Raw genomic sequence first — 19,609 nt, 5'->3', positions numbered from 1 at the left:
ACTCTTAGGCTAGATACAAAAAATGCGCACCACTTGCGTGGTGCGCATTATGTTTAATGCTGGTAAAGCATTACGTCATTAGAATGAAGCACGTAGTACTAATGTGTAACGACGATCGTTCAAGAACCACGATCGACCTTCACGCTCTAACCCGTTAGTGTTCTGATATTCCGTTGTAGAAACAGTATCAGTAAGGTTGTTACCCTGAATACCAATCTTTATCTCGTCAGAGATATTATAGAACAACGAGGCATCAAGGAAGCCGGAGGCGCCTGCCCAAGTGGGAGGGAAGGGTAAGTTCGCGCCATCTCGTGCTGTAACCAAATACTCAGAACGCCAGTTGTAAGCCATCCGGAAGTCGAACTCGCCTTTCTCATACATCAAGGTAGCGTTTGCGGTATGTTCCGACTGAGACTGTAGCGGTAGGTCTTGGGTGATAGCTTCACCGCGGTTGTCTTCAGCGCCTTCAAGTGCGGGGTTAGGTACACCATCAACGTCAATCCAGCTGTAGTTTATTTGGGTACCAAATCCGTCGAACGGTTCTGGGAGCATATCGTAGTACTGTTGATACGCCACCTCAAAACCTTGGAGGCTACCGCTACCACCGTTTACGACACCGGAAACGTTTACGTCTTTAACTACATCGTTGTCTGGGTTGGTAACGGGGCGTGCAAAGGCGCCGTCGACAAAGAAGTTTTCAAGGTCTTTGTAGAAGATGGAGGCCGTTAGCGAGCCAACGTCATCAAAATACCACTCCAAAGACGCATCGTACTGGATAGATTCCATAGGTACGAGGTAAGGGTTACCGCCAGAAGCGGTATAGGCTAGAACTTCAGCTGTTCCCTCTTCTACCTGCTGGTACTCGAGTGTATCGTTTGGATCATTCTCTTGATAGTCCGCATTTGTTAACGCGCCGATATTAATGTAGCTGCGTAGGTCGCCAATATCAGGAAGCGATACGGCTTTAGAAATCGCGAATCGGGCTAACAGGTCAGAGGTAAACTCAACCTTTAAGTTAAAGCTCGGTAACAGATGGCCGTAACTGTTCTCGGCAAACGTTATTTGCGTGCCAGCATTACCGAATTGACGATCGCTGGTTGGCAAATAGTTGTTAAGATCGCCACCGTACTGAGGGTCGGCTGGATCAGGGTAAGAAGGCCGCAAATCGGGGAAGCGAACATAGCCGGTTGACTCGAGGTCTACCTGATAATAGCGAAGGCCGATGTTACCCGTGTAACGGAAACGAGCATCATCGTCGCCAAAGTCAACGCGAACATACGCGGCCTTGTTGACCTCTTCAATATCACTTAACTCTTCTGGTAAGAAGTAACCCTGAGTATCTATGATGCCATCACGGTTTGTATCACGATATTGCGCTGGTCGCCATGCGCGATCGTTCCCTTGGTAGGTAACATCATGCAATAGCGAGCCCCAAAGATCGTACCGATTAACCAGTGACATGGCGGGGTGAATCGTCAGGAAGTCAGACTCGCCGCTGGTAGGCGAAACACCATTACCCGAGATAGTCGCGTTACCTAAGTAGGTGCCGTCGCCTCGGTAGAACTCACTCCAATCAACCATTTCATAGGCTGTATTATTAAGGTCTAACCACGCAGCGGCGTGACCTTGCTCACCGTTAACGGTGTCGAGGTCGCGCATGCCCGACAAGGCACCCCAGTTGGAGTAATTTACGTCACGAACTTCTTGGTGGCGGCTGGAGCGGCGAACACCGGCTTTAACTTCGGTAAAGAAGCTGTCTTCAATAAAGTAGGTTGCATCCAGTCTGCCGGCGAATTCTTCACCGGAGGCGCGCATATAGGTATCACTAGCAGAATCCCACCAGTATGAAGAAGGTTGTGCGTAGTAATCAGAGGCGTTACGGTCGATGGCGTTAGTGTAACCGCCATTATCAATCTCTGTTTGTTCCAGCTGAGCGAGGTTACCTTTTGTGTTGTAAAGGGCACTGCCTGCCTCATCAGCGCCTTGGTAGTATGTGCCGTCAGGCACTACGTCCCATGGGTTAACTACCGCCATTTGAGGGGTATCGCCAGTGTTATTAGAATAGACTAGGCCCCAAAATCCGGTGTTTAGCGTTATGTCGTCTGTTGAACTCAGTGCATCAACATACTGGAAATCAGCCGTGAATTCCCACTGGTCATTCGGCATAAACTTGAAGTTTAACGAATAATCGGTAACGAGCGTGTTCTGATGCTGAACGCGTGAATATGTGGATGTACCCGATTGCATACCAAAGGTAGCAGACCGCAAATTACAGTTATCATCTTCTGAAGGGAGTTCACCTTCGGCAAGGCCGTAGCAATTACCGTTATTGGTGGGGCCATCGGGCACGCGGAGGTTGTCGTAACCGGTACCTAAGCCATCATTTGGATCTTCCCAGCGATCGCCACGCCATCCATCAGCACCGTGACCAATAATACCTTCGTTGAAAATGCCGCCGTCATCAAAGCCCCAAGAGGTGCCTTCTGCAGGGCGAGTGTGTGTGCCGTAGTTGCTGTCCCATGTGCCGATATTGATTTTTTGCTCTTCCCAGCGAAGGGTTGAGTCCGAGCGAATAATGTCACTTGTTGCGATAAAGGTGTTATCTAGGTTTTCGAATTGCATCGAGATACTCGTACCAATTCGCTCGCGTAAATCGAGTTTAGTGCCTAGGCTCGCACCGCTAGGGTAGCGGACATTGTCTTGTTGGCTATTAAATGTGCCGTCAGTATTGTCGTTTGAATTGTAATAGGCCGACTGAATACCGTCCGATCGTCCTTTTGATTTGCTATGGGCCATACCCACTAAAAGACCAAATTCGCCAATGCCAGTGGACCAGCGATCACTGTATAAGCCGGAAAACGCCGGGGCGTAAAGGCCGCTAAGGTCAAAATAAGTATAATCTGCAGACAAGGCGACAAGACGATCATCTTGATCAAATGGCTTGCGCGTGTACATGGTAACTGTACCGCCAATACCGCCTTCAATCATGTCAGCTGTTTGGTTTTTTGCTAATTCAACCGAACCCATTAATTCTGGTGAAATATCCTGGAAGCTTAAGCCTCGGCCTGAACTTGCGGTAAAAGAATCTCGACCGTTGAACTCTGTACGAGTGGCTGTCATGCCTCGAACTACTGCACCGCTACCTTCGGAGCTAAATCTATCGGGGTCGTCAGGGGAGGCAAAACGCTCTATCGAAACACCAGGAATTCGGCTGATAGCTTCAAGCACGCTTCGATCGGGTAAGGCGCCAATATCAGACGCGGAAATTGCATCAACGAAAGTGCTCGCATCACGTTTGATATCCTGAGCGTTCTTCAAGCTCTGGCGTACGCCGCTTACGAATACTTCTTCAATTTCTCGGCCTTCTGGATCGCTCTCAGCAGCTTCTTGTGCCGCGGTGTTTTGCGCAACGAGGCTGGTTAACAAGAGAGACGATGCGAGGGTCACGATCCCCGCTTTCGACCCATATTTGTGAGTTAAGATAGTCATATGAAATTCTCTTGGGTTTGGTTAAACGCTTTTATTTATTTTAATTAGTTATAAATAGCTTATTCTTTTTAAATTCTGGCCTCCACCATTGCAGTATTCGAAAGCCTGATCCTAGAATAAAAAACAGGGATCTACGTTAGTTTTATAACGCACGAATTCGCCAATGTTGCATGAATTCATGTTAATAATCAAATGAAATGAAATGTCACGGCTATTTCTAGTGTTAGAAGTGAATTAAAACGGTAGATTTTCGTGGGCCGAAAAAAATGGAAAGAAACAATTCTGTTCTTGTTGCCGAAAGGGTTGGTGCGTCGATAACGCTCAAAGAGCTCAAGCTTGCACGTAAGGTGTGAATGAAACGGCCTTGTACTATATATAGGTATTAATACATTTCACCTATTAATAGGTGTTTGTTGGGTGCAGTTTAAAGTGTTTCCCTAGTGGGGTTGAGATACTTAGATTTTTGAGCGTCTTTTATTTCGACTTACCGCTTTTTCTAAATTCGCTTTGCCAAATCACTTCCAAAGTGTTTCACAGTTGTATAAAGTGCGTGGTGCTATAGGAGATAAATTCGCGTTTCAAATAAACTTTGAAACGGCGCGTGATTAAATTGCCTATCGTTAGGAATCTCTATTAGACGGTGCGTTGTGAACGTTGTTAGCGCGTATTTGATTGGAACTTCTTTTAGTTTTTCTGGCGATTACACGCATGATAAATCTGAAGAATATAATAAATAAGAGGCTTTGAAATGCACATTAAACCCCTGCTATTCTGTTGCTTGGGATTCGCACTTGGCGCGTGTTCGGGTGGCGATCTCGATTTGGGTCCCAATAATCCAAATTTCGGCGCATCACCGCCCATTGAGGATACTCCGGACCCTGTTGAAAAAACCTATACGTGGGATTTTACAGATCCTGCTGATGTGGCAGCTTGGACAACTGATTTGTCTGAAGATACGCCCACTCAAGAAGATACCAACCGCTGTAATTTAGACAGCGAGTTGAGTTTACATTATCAAACTCCGTCGTTAGTGGTTTCTCCAACATTGGGCTGGTTGAACGATTTCGATGATATGTGTGCTCTAGGTATGTTGCCGGAACCGGTAGATATCAATGGCGGCAAAGTCGAGATGTCTATTTACCTTCCCGCTTATTTCACAGATTCCAACCCATGGAATACTGATGATGACGATAATACCGAGGACGACCGTTTTAACTTCGGTTTGCAAGTGCTCATTGAAGATGTCGACGGCAACCGAGCGGTTGCAGGCGCATGGCGAAACGCATATGAGTTGCTCGGCTCGAGCTTCAACGATCAAGGTATCGGTTATCAGCAGCGTACCGCGGACCCTGCAGCGGGCGAAGTGCTTGGCCGTTGGTTCGATCTTGCATTTAACGGTAGCTCCTACAGTGGTGCAGATGGCGACTTTGACCCCGCCGCTGTTGCGTATGTGGGGTTTATGATTACCCTCCGCGACACTAATACTGATCTGCCATGGCCAGACAACATGCAGTATGTGTTTGTCTCCAATGTTGCAGTTAGCCCTGCAGCGGATGGTTGGGTTCCGCCACCTGTCATTAATCCAACGCAGCTTCCGGCAGAATTTGCCTTACCTGTATATGTTGACGAGGCTCTATCGGGTTTTGTTACCTCTTGGAGCGGTTGGGGTGGTACTTGGGCTTGGGCTGAATCTATAGAGGCTGCGTTTGGTGCTGGCGGCGGCGGGATGCAAATTGGCTTCGGTGATGCTGCCAATATCCCAGACGTTACAGGTTATACCAACTTCCAGTTTTCAGTTTATGGTGACGAAGGTAGTGGCACTAGCACGTTGGAAATATCGTTGTGTGACTGTGACGATAACTTTATAGCTATCGAAACTGTAGAGGGCGAATGGACGGATATAAGTATTCCTGTTGCAGACTTCACCGATACTAGCTTAAGCGCTATTCGCATATTATATCGCGGCGCTGATGCAGCAACGTTCTATATTGATAACATGGGTTTTGATCGGGTGCCAGATGCCCCAGGCGGGCCGCTTGCATTAACCCATTCTTGGGTTACGGAGCCAACCGCTTCTGAGTTGGCAGTTACTTATGGCGCAGTAAGCTTTAGCCCCGCTATAGACGGCGATAAGGTTAGCTATGTATTTGAAGGTCCAGCTGACTTCAGTGGTGCGACTGTAACTTTCACTGTAGCGACCTCGCAAGAGTTTATCGACAGCGGTGCGACAGTACAGCCTTATGGTCAGGAGATGTTTGGTAACTGGGATGGCGAGTGGAACTGTGCTATGAGTGCAGATCAGCTAACGCTTGGTGGTACCGATCACACCTGTGTATTTGGTGACGGCTTTGAACTTGCTGAGGGCGAAAGTATACGAGTTGGTGTAATTACTAAGCCTCAAGCCGAACCAGAGCAAGATGCAGCCGGTACAGTTACTATTACCCGAATGGATGTAATGCTGGCAACTACGCCACCTACTCATCTTCCTGTGTCTATGACTAAAAGTTGGGTGCCGGAAGGCGATGATATAGAGCCTATATACTCAGAACGTGTGTCGGTTCGCCCCACTTCAGACAACGAATCGCTGTATGTCCCTGTTAATGGGTTAGTTGACCTTAATGGTGCAAGCATTGATTTTGAGTTTGTGGTTTCGCAGGCTTATATCGACAGCGGCGCTTACGTGCAGCCATTTGTACAGTCTATGTTTGGTAGTTGGCTTGGGCATTGGGGTTGTTCTGCTAATGACTTAGTTGTGGGTATCAACCAATATTCGTGTGTAATCGCAGATACTGGTTTCGAAGTGCCTGCAGGTGAGCGCATTAAAGTAGGTGTTATTGCTAAGCAGACCGAAGAAAATGTAAATAATCCTATAGAAGGCTTGTTGTCTCTGTTGAGTGTTGACATTGGTTTGAAAACGGTTCATTTACCGTTAGCAAGTAGTTGGTCTACTTTGGGCGATGATGCAGATCTAAGCTACGGCGGTGTTCGCTATACGCCAGAAGCAACAGATGACCTGCTCTATTACGAGATTCCAGGGCCGCTTGATCTTACTGGGGGTAAAGTTAGCTTTTATGTTAGCGCTGATCAGGATTTCGTAGACAGTGGTGCACGTGTGCAACCCTTCGCGCAAGAAACGGGTACTTGGGGTGGAGAGTGGGATTGTAGTATTTCCAATACTGTGGCCCTGCTTACTGGTGTTCGTTATGACTGTGTCGTTCTTGGTACGCTAGCTGCGCCTGAAGATGCCGTAATGCGTATTGCAGTCCAGCCAAAAGATAGTGAGCCTTCAGGCGTCTTATCTGTTCATGATGTAGACGTGATGTTAGCCGATGATGTTGCTGGCCCTACTATTCCTTTGACCGGTCGTTGGGTAGGTACCGATAGCGATAACGATTACTTTGAGCAAGTCGCCTTGACACCTGCAAATGCAGATGATGCAGCGTTTTACCTTTTAGAGGGGCCTGTAGATCTTCGTGGTGCTGAAGTTGTGTTCACAATTATGGTTGATGAAGACTTTATAGCCAGTACCGCGAATATTCAGCCCTATCTTCAGCAAACGTTTGGAGACTGGAGTGGAGTATGGGGTTGTGGTGTTAATAACGTCGATCTCGTATTGGGTGTTGCCGAGTACAGCTGTTTAGTCGGTACGGAGGATGTATACGATATGGCAGAAGGTGAATTTGCGCGTGTTGGTGTACTTGTAAAAGATCCTATCGCTTCTGGCGACCGCGTACCTGCGGATCCAGCCTTTATTGTTGATGGCATGCTCATCATTACAGATGTTAAGTACACGCTTCAATAATAGCGCTTATTTTTAACGCTCAGTTTTGATTGGGCGTTAATGTCCATATTAAATCCTCGTCGGTTTGCGGCGAGGATTTTTTTGTTATGGGAAGCCAAACATCGATTTAAAGTACCCTTTTTAGTTGCTAGCATGTGACGCTGAAGCCCATAAATGCGTAATACACTTTTGTATATATTCCTAGGTTTGAGCGATTCAAAGGATATGGAGACTCGATTACCCATCACTTTGTGGTTTTCCTCGGCTTGCCTTAAACTAAGCTGATGAAAAATACCAATATCCAAAATATCGTTATCCTCGGTGGTGGTTCGTCTGGTTGGATGACTGCCGCTACACTCGCGCGTTTCCTAAAAAATGAATATGCGTCTATTACGCTTGTGGAATCTGAAGAGATTGGCATTGTCGGGGTAGGCGAAGCTACTATTCCGCAAATGAAAGTATTCAACGATACATTGGGTATAAACGAAGATGATTTCGTTAAAAAAACCCAAGCAACGTTCAAATTAGGTATTGAATTTGTTGATTGGGGTGCGCTAGGCGATCGCTATATCCATGCGTTCGGGGATGTTGGTAAAAACATGCAGGCTCTACCGTTTTATTACTTCTGGCTAAAAATGCACCAGAAAGGTAAGGCTGCGGCTTTATCGCAGTACACCTTAAATGCTCGAGCCGCGCGCGAGAATAAATTTATGCGCTCGGTCAACGCTGGCAACTCTCCCCTCTCGCATATTGCTTATGCTTACCATTTGGATGCAACACTCTACGCGCGTTATTTACGTGAATACGCTGAAGCGCTGGGCGTAAAGCGTATTGAGGGTAAGGTGAGTCAAGCCCATGTGCGCGATACGAATGGCTTTATAGAAGCGCTTCAGCTTGAAAATGGTGAAAAGATTGCGGGCGACTTATTTATCGATTGTTCCGGTTTTCGCGCCCTTTTAATCGAAGATACCTTAAAAACCGGTTACGAGGATTGGTCAGACCAGCTTTTATGTGACTCTGCGATTGCCGTACCCTGCGAAAATGCAGGTAAACTTACGCCTTACACTCGTTCAACCGCACACTCAGCCGGTTGGCAGTGGCGTATTCCTTTGCAGCACCGCATGGGTAATGGCCATGTATATAGTAGCCGCTATATGAGTGATGATGAAGCTACCTCATTATTGATGAATAATTTGGATGGTGAACCCCTCGCAGACCCACGCGTAATTAAGTTTAAAACGGGAAAGCGTAAAAAAGTTTGGAATAAAAATTGTATTGCAATTGGTTTGTCGAGTGGATTTATCGAGCCTCTAGAGAGTACAGCCCTGTATTTGGTGCAGGCGGCATTAGCAAAGCTCATGATATTTTTTCCAAATAAAAGTTTTGGCCAGTTAGAGATTGATGAATTCAATCGGCATATGGACTTTGAGTACGAAAAAATACGTGACTTTATTGTCTTGCACTATAAAGCTACTACGCGATCCGATTCGCCATTTTGGGATCGCTGTAGAACAATGGATGTTTCTCCAGCACTTCAGAATAAAATTGAATTATACAAAAGTAGTGGCCGTGTTTTACGCGAAGGCCAAGAATTATTTAATGAAACGAGCTGGCTGGAAGTGATGCACGGCCAAGGTATAGTGGCAGAAAGTTATCACCCACTGGTTGATGCTATGTCAGAGCACGATATTACTGAACGTTTGAATAGTGTGGAAACTGTGATAAAAAACGCGGTGGATTACATGCCGGATCACGCCGATTATATCCAAAAAAATTGCCGCGCGTAACGTAGCTATTCTAGGGTTTTGAGTGAAAAGAATTGATGTGCTATTAGTTAGCCACGCCAACATAAAATCTCGCGCGCAAGCACAGAGTTTTATCCAGCAAGGCCTTGTCTTCGTTAGCGTTGCAGGTTTATGGCAACCGGTAAAAAAACCGTCCGAGAAATATGCGGATACCTGTTTAATTACCGTTAAAGATTCGCCAGAGCAACATTTTGTTTCGCGTGCCGCGCTAAAATTGGAGGCCGCCCTTCCATTAATAGCTGAGCCCTTGGCAGGAAAGCTAGCGTTAGATGTGGGCCAGTCTACGGGAGGTTTTACCGATTGTTTGTTACAACACGGTATCGGCCATGTGGTAGGAGTTGATGTAGGCCATAGTCAGTTGGTGGCGGCACTTAAAGAAAATGAGCGAGTAACAGCGCTGGAAAATTATAATGCCCGCAATCTCCACATAGACGATTTACCCGAAAGGGTAAAACAGGGCGTTGATTTTGTTGTGATGGACGTTTCGTTTATTTCTCAACATTTAATCTTGCCGAGGCTACCAGCAGTAATGAAAGCTGGGGCTATCTTGATCAGTTTAGTGAAACCGCAATTTGAGGTCGGGCGCGAAAATATTGGGAAAAATGGTTTGGTCAAAAATGCAAGTGGCTACGATGCTGTGAAAAAAAGTATTATTGAGAAACTACAAACCTTGAAGTTTGAGGTGCTTGATTACATCGAAAGCCCTATTACAGGTGGCGATGGTAACCGGGAATTTATCGCGATAGCCCGGTTTCTCAAAGATTGACTAATGGTGTCATCGACTAGATTATCCTAAATCTATGCTTTCTCAGTATAAAAAATCCTCGTAGTGCAAGTGCTAAAAGGTTGTTCTATTGCTACATTTAGACACATGCTGTTGATTTGCCTCGCGCAATAGTTCTCGGAGTTACCTTTGAAACGAGTTTTTCCATTAGTACTATTGTTGTTGAGTGCTTTAGGTTGCGACGGAGGTGGTTCAGATTTATCGTCTAACGGGCTCACCCCTTCCGCTAGGCCAACAGTAGTCCCAACGTTAGCGCCCAGCATAGAACCTACAACCGTACCTACAGCTGTACCTACAGCCCAGCCCACCTCACTCCCTACCGGTTTAGATACGGATACGATTATAAGCGGCACTGTTACGTTCGATAAAATTCCTCATATAGCCGGTGGCGGACTAAATTATGACAGCCCTACGGTTTCGCCCGCTAGAGGTGTAACAGTTATATTACTTGATGAAGGCAATACACTCATTCGTCAGACAAAAACGGATGACCTCGGTTTCTATGAAGTGGGGAGCCCAGTGAATACGCTGGTACGAATTGCGGTTCGTGCGCAAATGGAAAGTGTGGCCGAGGCACAATGGCAATTTAACGTGCTCGATAATACGGAAGCAGACATCGCTTATATACTTGCGGGCGATCTGCTGAGTAGCGGCGATGTCGCGTCGGTAAGGCATTTACATGCAGTATCGGGATGGGAAGCGGCTACGGGTACCATCATCGATGAAAGTGTACGGCCTGCTGCACCTTTTGCAATTCTTGATGCTCTCTACGAAGCAGTAATGTTGCTCGTAGATGTTGATAATACCGTGAGTTTACCTCGCTGTGATGTTTTTTGGAGCTATCGCAATAAAGCCGCGCCTGGTGAGATTGAAGATGGCTTTATTGGAACCTCGTATTATTCCGTATCCGAGGGGAAAATATATGTACTTGGCGATGTTAATAGCGATAGTGACGAATACGACTTCAGTGTTATACAGCACGAATTTGGTCATTTTTTAGAAGATACTTTATCTCGCGTGGATAGCATTGGCGGTGCGCACGGGCTCGCATCAAAAATTGATCTTAGAGTGGCGTTTAGTGAAGGCTTTTCGAACGCGTTCACGGCCATTGTATCTGGACAGCCTTTTTACATGGATTCCGCGGGGCCTGCTGGTATGTTTGGCTTCTCGTTTAGCTTAGAGAATAATAGTTATGGCAATAGAGGTTGGTACAGCGAAAACTCTATCGGTAATATTTTGTACGATATTAGCGACAGTGAAAATGAAACCGGCGATAGTATTAGTTTAGGATTTACGCCAATTTATAATGTGCTTACAAGTGTTGCCTATACGCAGAGTGACGCGTTCTCAAGTATTTTTCTTTTTAATAACATTTTCAAAAGCCAACAAGGTTCGCTAGTCAATGCTGCGCTGGACGAACTGATCGATAGAGAAATCATTAGTGGATCTGATGAATACGGCAGTGGTGAAATGAATTCTGGTGCAACCGATCATGTCTTACCGGTGTATCGCATACTTAGCGAAGATTTAGAAGAAACCGCCTGCAGTACCAACGAAAACGGCGAAGTTAATGGGCTCGGTGTAAATACATTTTTTCGGCTCACAGTAACATCTACGGCGATACGGAACATTGTTATCGAGCGTATAAGTGGGCCGGAAGAAACGGATCCAGATGCAAAACTGTATCGTAACGGTGCGGTTATCGCGTACCTAAATTCGGCAGACAATAATGTGGAAACGAATGGCTATACGCTTACCGCCGGGCAGTATGTACTGGAAGTCTACGATGCTTTCAATACCGACGACGATGAGCTTGCCCGTAACACGTCGTGTTTTTCCGTAAGGGTAAATTAGCGCATGAACGTCTACGAAAAACGAAGAGCATTACAGAAAAATATTTGGACGAATTCGGTTGGTCTTTGTCTGTGGCTAATAATGGCTATACCGCTTTGTGTAAGTGCTGAGAAAGTTAATACTTACCAAAAACCCGGTGCAGCCATTCGGTTATTGCAGCCTCAATTGATTACGCTAAAACCCTATGAAAAGCGTACGTTTTCAGTAAAGTTTATGGTCCCATTGTCCGCTCAGCGGGTTAAGTTAACATTGCATGGCTCAGATTTTTTTGAAAATGTAGGCGTCCAAAACGAGTGGGTATTTGAGGGTGGAACACCGTCGCTGGAATTTTCCGTAGCGTTAATGGCGTTGGCTCAAGCCAGTACCATGGTGGCATTCACCGCCGAGATCTGGTCGTTGCCAGCGTCCAATACCCGTGCTGTTGAGCCAATAGAGCAACTGCCGGTAGAGAGCCGTGTGCTAGGAATTGCGTTAAACATTGTCGACATAGAAAATCGTACATTAAATAAACCGCGTGAAAATGAGATTGGGGCGATAAGAATACTGGCTGACGGCGAGCGTGTGCATTGGTTAGACGCACAGAGCAACTAACGCCTTAGGCTAATTGAAGCACGGTAGTATTTACAGGCAGTGTAATACCCTCTTGCCCACTTTTAGACAAAATGCTTTCAGACCGTTGCTGGCAATCTGATACAATCTGCCGCCATGCAAACACATTCCTTAATAGACTCTTTAAATCGTGCGCAACGAGACGCTGTTGCTGCTGACCCTATAAACCAACTCGTACTAGCGGGGGCTGGTAGCGGGAAAACGCGCGTGCTTGTTCACCGTATCGCGTGGCTGATTCAAACTCACGGTTATTCCCCGCATCAAATCCTCGCGGTGACGTTTACGAATAAAGCCGCACGTGAGATGCGGGAGCGCCTTAGTAGTATCATGGAGGATAATGTAGGACCGTTCAGCACTCGAAGCATGTGGGTTGGAACATTCCACGGTATTGCGCACCGTCTGTTAAAAACCCACTGGAAGGAAGCGGGTCTCTCCCAAAATTTTCAAATTCTGGATAGCGACGACCAACTCCGTTTGGTAAAGCGGGTGTACCAAGAACTAAATCTCGATGATAGCCGCTGGCCGCCTAAACAGGCGCAATGGTTTATTAGCGGCCAAAAAGATGAAGGCCTTCGGCCTGCTCATATCGATGAAGGGCGAGATCCATTTCTCGCGATGATGAAAAACGTCTATTTCGCCTACGAAGAAGCTTGCTCGAGAGGAGGCTTAGTCGATTTTGCCGAGTTATTGTTGCGTTCTCACGAGCTTTGGTTAAAAAGTCCCGAGTTATTAAAGCACTATCAGTCGCGTTTTCGCGCAATACTCGTTGACGAATTTCAAGATACCAACGCTGTGCAATATGCGTGGTTGCGTATGCTTGCAGGAAAAACGTCCAATATTACGGCGGTAGGGGATGATGACCAATCGATTTACGGCTGGCGTGGCGCGAAGATAGAAAACATACAGCAGTTCGAAACAGATTTTGCTCCTGTCGCCATTACACGGCTAGAGCAAAATTATCGCTCCACGGCGAATATTCTAAATGCAGCCAATGCCGTAATTCAAAATAATGCCGAACGTCTTGGGAAATCTTTGTGGACGAGCGATGGTGATGGCGAACAAATTGACCTGTATGCCGCTTTTAATGAGCAAGATGAAGCACGCTATGTTGTAGAACGCGTAAAAGACTTTATCGAGAAAAGCGACCATAAAAAAAGTGATTGCGCCATACTTTACCGTTCAAATGCACAATCGCGGGTTCTTGAAGAAGCATTTATCCGTGATAACGTGCCCTATCGCATTTACGGCGGCCAACGTTTCTACGACCGGTTAGAAATTAAAAATGCGCTGGCGTATCTTAGAATACTCGCTAACCGTCATGATGACGCGGCATGGGAACGAATCATTAATACGCCCACTCGGGGTATTGGCGCAAAAACCATCGAGACCATTCGCTTATTGGCACGAGAGCAAGGGTGCTCCCTTTTTAACGCCATGCAAGGTGCGATTCAAAACAATGTATTTACCGCAAGGGCGGCGAATGCACTTAAGAGTTTTGTAACACTTGTAGAGGCGTTGGTAGAGAGTACGGCCAGCACAGTTTTGGGTGATTCGGTCGATCAAGTGATATCACAAAGCGGGCTACTAGAATTTCATCAAAAAGAAAAAGGTGAAAAAGGCCAGGCGCGTGTTGAAAACTTGCAGGAGCTTATCAATGCCTGTCGCGTGTTCGAACCGCAAGACGAAAATCTAACCCCTTTGCAAGAGTTTGTCGATAATGCAGCACTGGACGCTGGTGATGCACAAGCCGATGAGTTTGAAGATGCTGTACAGATGATGACACTCCACAGTGCAAAGGGCTTGGAGTTTCCACTCGTATTTTTGGTGGGTATGGAAGAAAATTTATTTCCACACAAAATGTCGATAGAAGAGCCCGGTCGATTAGAAGAAGAGCGGCGTCTCTGCTATGTGGGAATTACGCGCGCGATGAAAAAATTAGTTGTTAGTTATGCGGAAAGCCGGCGTTTACACGGTAGTGAAAACTTTAATGCGATGTCCCGCTTCGTACGAGAAATTCCGACTAAATACCTGCAGGAAGTTCGCATTAAATCGACGGTAAAACGGCCTGCGGCTTACGCACCGAGTTACTCGTCTCCTATCAGCCAACATTCCGTTGATGATTATCCTGGGCTGTCGTTGGGCGCGTCGGTGAATCACCCTGTTTTTGGTGAAGGAATTGTTTTGCAGTTTGAAGGGCGAGGCGCGAGCGCGCGCGTACAGGTTAATTTTAACTCTGAAGGATGTAAGTGGCTAGTACTGCAGTATGCAAAACTCGAAGCACTTTAAAATAAAAATGGATAAAAAAATAATATGAACGCACGATACAATCCTTGGTGGCTGCCGACTGCTTTGTTGAGTTTACTGGCTTTGTGCATTCTATTGTTTGCGCTTCTGGTGATGGATAAAGGTAAAAAATCTGCGCAGATTGATACGACTAGCATCGCAGTAGACGCTACGCTTTTTGAATGGAAAATGGTCACCACATGGCCCAAAAACTTTCCCGGCCTTGGGCTTGCGCCCGAAAATTTTGCGCGAATGGTTAATGACATGAGCGATGGCCGCTTACGTATACAAGTACATGGTGCTAATGAAATTGTACCGGCTATGGGTGTGTTTGGCGCGGTTTCTTCTGGTAGCGTACAGATGGGCCACAGCGCGGCTTATTATTGGAAAGGTAAAATTCCGGCGGCAGTGTTTTTTACATCAGTTCCGTTCGGCATGAATGCGCAGGAGCTTAATGGTTGGTTACATTACGGTGGAGGGCTTGAATTGTGGCGCGAGCTCTACGAGCCTTTTAATTTAATTCCATTTGCTGCGGGTAATACCGGGGTGCAAATGGGTGGGTGGTTTAATCGCGAAATAAACTCTATTGAGGATATTCGCGGTTTAAAAATGCGTATTCCCGGTATTGGTGGAGAAGTTTTTACACGTGCCGGTGGAGAGGCTATTAATATTCCCGGTGGCGAATTATATACGTCGTTACAATCGGGCGTAATCGATGCCACCGAATGGGTGGGGCCGTACAACGACCTAGCGTTCGGTTTTCATCAAATAGCGAAGTACTACTATTATCCGGGTTGGCATGAGCCTGGTCCTACGCTTGAAATCACCGTGAATAAACAGGCCTATGAAACTTTGCCACCAGATTTACAGGCGATAATTGAGGCCGCCGCTCGAATGGTGAATCAAGACATGTTGGATGAATACACCGCCCGTAATAATGCGGCTTTAGTGGAGTTGGTGGACGAACACGGTGTACAGTTGCGCGCCTTTCCAAGGGATGTGCTGGAGGAATTTAAGTTGGTTTCGCTAGATTTATACGATGAACTCTCCGAGTCTGACCCAGCGTTTGCTAAAGTGTACGCTGCGTATAAAAAATATTTAGACGGCGTTCGCAATTACCATACGCTAAGTGAAGAGGCGTACTTTCAGGCCCGTTAAGCACGTTATAGCACCACCCATAAAAAAAGCTTGGTTTTACCTCCGAGCTTTTTTTATGGGTGGTGCGTACGGAAACGGTGTGTTCTAGTCTCGCGGGATGGGTCTGGTTCGGCCTGTATCGTCTATCGCAACGTAGACAAATTCACCTTCTGTTACTTTTTGCTGTTCTCGCTTGTCGTACTGTTTTACCCAGACTTCAACAAGGGTTTTAACGGAGGCGCGACCTACCTCAATAATTTCGCTGTAGCAGCTTACTGTGGCGCCTACGGGCACTGGGCGTAAAAAGGCCATACTGCCTACGGCAACTGTTGTTACGCGGCCTCGGGCAACTTCGCGTGCTGCAATAGCACCACCCAAATCCATTTGAGACATTAACCACCCGCCAAAAATATCACCATTAGAATTGGTGTCTCGTGGGAGAGCAAGGGTCTGTAACGTCAATTCCCCATTCGGGGTGGGATCTTCGTCGATATTAGCCATATCCGGTTTCCTAAGTTTTATCGGTTTTAGCATGCCTGAAGTGTCTCAAAGTAATGTTACTGATTGTGCGATTGTTGCTTTAGGTTGGCCTATATTAAGAGGCTGGGCAACCATGTGGCGAGCTGAGGCCAAATAGCCAGCAATACCAATACAAATAACTGTATGGCAATAAAGGGCATTACGCCGCGATAGATTGCGCTTGTTGTAACGGACGCCGGAGCAACACCCCGTAAGTAAAACAAGGCGAAGCCAAATGGCGGCGTTAAAAATGACGTTTGCAAATTAATAGCAATCATTATACCAAGCCATACAGGGTCCACGCCCATACCCAGTAAAACCGGCCCTACAATTGGAATGACAACAAACGTGATCTCGATAAAGTCCAGTATAAAGCCGAGCAGGAAGATGGCGACCATCACGATGAGTAGTGCCATAAAGGTGCCGCCGGGTAAGTCGGCGAAAAAACCAGAGACTAGATGATCCCCGCCTAAGCCCTGAAACACCAAAGAAAATAATGAGGCGCCAAGTAAAATAGCAAACACCATGGCCGTAACTTTGGTGGTAGAGCGCACCACTTCGCGGAGTGTTGCCCAATTAAGTTGCTTTTTTATTGCCGCGAGCACGCAAGCGGCCAGAGCGCCCACGCCAGCGGCTTCTGTAGGCGTGGCGGCACCGCCAATGATAGAACCAAGAACCAATAGAATGAGCAGTATCGGTGGTGCGATACTCATAATGAGTTGGCCGACGGTAACGGTTTCATCATCTTCAACGGGGGGCGCTCGTTCAGGTTTGAAAATACCCATTGCCAGCAAATACCCGAGATAGAGCGCTACGAGTAGAAGCCCTGGAATAATCGCACCAATAAATAAGTCGCCCACGGATACCGGTGCGGCGTTGAATACACCCAATTTTAACTGTGCTTGTTGATAGGCACTAGAAAGCACGTCGCCAAGCAGAACGAGCGCAATGGAAGGTGGAATAATCTGCCCGAGGGTGCCGGTTGCACAAATAGTGCCGGCCGCAAGTGCCGGATCGTACTGTTTCTTTAGCATTGTGGGCAGCGACATAAGCCCCATGGTAACAACTGTTGCACCTACAATTCCGGTGCTTGCGGCCATGAGAACACCGACAAAAACAACGGACAGCCCCAAGCCGGCCGGAAAGCGGGCGCAGGCATGTGACATACGTTCGAGCAACTCTTCTGCGATGCGTGAACGTTCGAGCATTACGCCCATAAATACAAAGAGGGGCACGGCGATAAGAGTGGTGTTCGTCATGGTGCCGCTGTAGATACGGTCTGGATAAAGGTGCAGCAGATTGGGGTCGAATACGTGTAGTAATGCGCCTAGCCCGGCAAACAGCAAAGCCGTACCGGCCAAAGTAAACGCGACGGGGTAGCCGAGCATTAACGCCGCACATACGGCGAGAAACATCAATAGGGGTAAGAGTTCAATCACGTTTTAATCTTTTTTGGGTGAGTGGTTGGCGGGCAGCCATGTTATTACGCTGAGCGCACGCAGCACTTCACTGAGGCCTTGTAGGGCTAATAAAATACCGCTGATGGGGATTAACGTTTTCAATAGAAAAACTAGCGGAAGGCCACCGGGGTCGGCAGAGGTTTCGCCTATTTGCCACGCACCGCTCACGAAATTAAGGCTAGTGAAGACGAGAAAGAGTGAAAAAGGCAATAGAAAGAAAACACCACCTAAGGCGTCGACCCAAGCTTTTTGAGCGGGGTTAAAACGACCGTAGAAGACATCCACACGGACATGGCCACCCTGTTGAAGATTGTACCCAAGACAGAGCATAAGCACCGTAGCATGTAGGTAGGTGACCGATTCCTGAAGCGCGATGGAGCCAATACCGGCCGCGCGTAAGGCGACGATTAGCGCGACAAGTGCGACCATTAATGCCGTTAGCCAGGCTAGCGAGCGGCCAATGTGCAAGCTAAACGCGTCCAAGCGTTTCGTCGTGTGGAGCAAAAATGTCGATACGTCCGTTGGAATCATGGGTCTTATCAATAGTGTTATAAAGATGCTCGCGATTATACCCTTATTAAACGGTTTCTCCCGCGTATCAATGGTCTTTGTTTAACGACTGTCGCTGCCTGTCACAAATTTGTCACAAATATGACTTAGTATGCACCCCATACCAAGCGGGTAGGCGATGTAACGTCTGCCGGCAAGCACTTCGTGTTATTGAGCGTTTGGGTTACCTGCGCTATGCGAAGCGATGTTCAATAAGCTCAATCTCTTGAGGAGATATTCGTGAAAAATTTACTGGTTTGGACTTTGGCTGCGATTACCGCAGTATCGGTTTCATCTGCATTCGCAGCGCGAGATTCCATCAGCATTGTGGGTTCTTCAACGGTTTTTCCATTCTCTAAAGTGGTTGCAGAGCGATTCGGTAAATCCACGGCGTTTAAATCGCCAACGGTTGAATCTACCGGCACTGGTGGCGGCTTTAAGCAGTTTTGTGGTGGTGTGGGCGTGAATTTTCCCGATATCTCGAATGCCTCCCGCCGTATTAAACAGGCTGAGTTTGATAATTGTCAGGCGAATAACGTAAAAGATGTAATTGAGGTATTAATTGGCTATGACGGAATTGTTATTGCGAATTCTAACAAGTCCCCACTGATTGAATTAACGCGTCGTGATTTATTTTTGGCTTTGGCCAAACATGTGCCCAATCCAGATGGTTCCGCTGTGTTGATTGAAAACCCGTATGTAATGTGGAGCGACGTTAATCCTGAGTTACCCGTGAGTAAAATTGAAGTGTTGGGCCCCCCACCCACCTCCGGTACACGCGATGCTTTTGTTGAGCTGGCGATGGAAGGTGGTTGTACGTCATTTGCGTGGATTAAAGCCCTGAAAAAAACTGACAAATCTCGCTATAAGGAAATTTGCCATATCATCCGTGAAGATGGTGCCTTTATTGAAGCAGGCGAGAACGATAACTTAATTGTGCAAAAGCTAAACGCGAACAAAAATGCATTGGGTATTTTTGGCTTTAGCTTCCTCGATCAAAATAGCGATAAGGTACAGGCCTCTACTATCGATGGCGAAGAACCTACGTTTGACACCATTGCTGATGGCAGCTACCCCGTTTCGCGTCCTTTGTATTTCTATGTCAAGAAGGCGCATGTAGGTTTGATCCCGGGTATTCCGGAGTATTTGGCTGAATTCACCAGTGCTAAATCCTGGGGCGAAGAAGGGTATTTAACGGACAAAGGAATGATCCCACTCTCGAGTGATGAGCGAGCGGAAATTGGTGCAGCGGTTAAATCGCTGAAGGCCTTGGAATCACTTTAATCGCCCTAACGTGCCGTTAAACCACGCTAAGCGAAAATACTACTTGGCATAACGA

General features: G+C 46.9%; 12 protein-coding genes. 8 read left to right on the top strand and 4 right to left on the bottom strand.

Features of this window, described 5'->3' with window-relative positions:
• Positions 1–78: 78 nt before the first annotated feature.
• The gene (locus H5647_RS02925; protein WP_052691833.1) at positions 79–3,489 is read right to left on the bottom strand and encodes a TonB-dependent receptor; all 3,411 of its coding nucleotides are present in this window, start codon (positions 3,487–3,489) and stop codon (positions 79–81) included.
• A 748-nt stretch (positions 3,490–4,237) separates the two neighbouring features.
• Between H5647_RS02925 and H5647_RS02920 the strand changes: the two genes are divergently transcribed.
• The 7 genes from H5647_RS02920 to H5647_RS02890 all read left to right on the top strand — a co-directional run bounded on the left by H5647_RS02920 (position 4,238) and on the right by H5647_RS02890 (position 15,763).
• Entirely contained in the window at positions 4,238–7,291 is a 3,054-nt protein-coding gene (locus tag H5647_RS02920; RefSeq protein WP_045856182.1) for a family 15 carbohydrate-binding domain-containing protein, read from the top strand.
• 263 nt (positions 7,292–7,554) lie between these two features.
• Positions 7,555–9,057: a tryptophan halogenase family protein gene (locus tag H5647_RS02915; RefSeq protein ID WP_045856177.1), complete on the top strand. Its 1,503-nt coding sequence runs from the start codon at positions 7,555–7,557 to the stop codon at positions 9,055–9,057.
• Positions 9,058–9,079: 22 nt separating this feature from the next.
• Positions 9,080–9,841, top strand: coding sequence for a TlyA family RNA methyltransferase (locus H5647_RS02910; protein ID WP_045856176.1), 762 nt, complete (start codon positions 9,080–9,082; stop codon positions 9,839–9,841).
• Between the two features lie 147 nt (positions 9,842–9,988).
• Entirely contained in the window at positions 9,989–11,713 is a 1,725-nt protein-coding gene (locus H5647_RS02905) for a PT domain-containing protein (protein WP_052691832.1), read from the top strand.
• 3 nt (positions 11,714–11,716) lie between these two features.
• Complete coding sequence (locus H5647_RS02900) at positions 11,717–12,304, top strand: hypothetical protein (RefSeq protein ID WP_045856174.1); 588 nt, start codon at positions 11,717–11,719, stop codon at positions 12,302–12,304.
• Positions 12,305–12,418: 114 nt separating this feature from the next.
• The gene (gene uvrD / locus H5647_RS02895) at positions 12,419–14,608 is read left to right on the top strand and encodes a DNA helicase II (protein ID WP_045856172.1); all 2,190 of its coding nucleotides are present in this window, start codon (positions 12,419–12,421) and stop codon (positions 14,606–14,608) included.
• Positions 14,609–14,632: 24 nt separating this feature from the next.
• Positions 14,633–15,763: a TRAP transporter substrate-binding protein gene (locus H5647_RS02890; RefSeq protein ID WP_045856171.1), complete on the top strand. Its 1,131-nt coding sequence runs from the start codon at positions 14,633–14,635 to the stop codon at positions 15,761–15,763.
• An 84-nt stretch (positions 15,764–15,847) separates the two neighbouring features.
• Here the strand turns inward: H5647_RS02890 and H5647_RS02885 are convergent, their stop codons facing one another.
• The 3 genes from H5647_RS02885 to H5647_RS02875 form a co-directional block, all read right to left on the bottom strand.
• A complete protein-coding gene (locus H5647_RS02885) occupies positions 15,848–16,243 on the bottom strand; it encodes an acyl-CoA thioesterase (RefSeq protein ID WP_045856169.1) in 396 nt (131 codons plus the stop codon).
• A gap of 89 nt (positions 16,244–16,332) precedes the next feature.
• Positions 16,333–17,649 (bottom strand): TRAP transporter large permease, encoded by a 1,317-nt coding sequence (locus H5647_RS02880; protein WP_045861011.1) that lies wholly within the window; start codon positions 17,647–17,649, stop codon positions 16,333–16,335.
• Between the two features lie 54 nt (positions 17,650–17,703).
• Complete coding sequence (locus H5647_RS02875; RefSeq protein WP_045856167.1) at positions 17,704–18,252, bottom strand: TRAP transporter small permease subunit; 549 nt, start codon at positions 18,250–18,252, stop codon at positions 17,704–17,706.
• Positions 18,253–18,510: 258 nt separating this feature from the next.
• Here H5647_RS02875 and H5647_RS02870 point away from each other — a divergent pair, with 258 nt between their 5' ends.
• Complete coding sequence (locus H5647_RS02870; protein WP_045856166.1) at positions 18,511–19,554, top strand: PstS family phosphate ABC transporter substrate-binding protein; 1,044 nt, start codon at positions 18,511–18,513, stop codon at positions 19,552–19,554.
• Positions 19,555–19,609: the final 55 nt, after the last annotated feature.

This window comes from Teredinibacter purpureus (genome assembly GCF_014217335.1).
Taxonomy (GTDB): domain Bacteria; phylum Pseudomonadota; class Gammaproteobacteria; order Pseudomonadales; family Cellvibrionaceae; genus Teredinibacter; species Teredinibacter purpureus.
The sequence above is the reverse complement of the archived record's forward strand: the minus strand, read 5'-3'. Positions and strand labels throughout refer to the sequence as shown.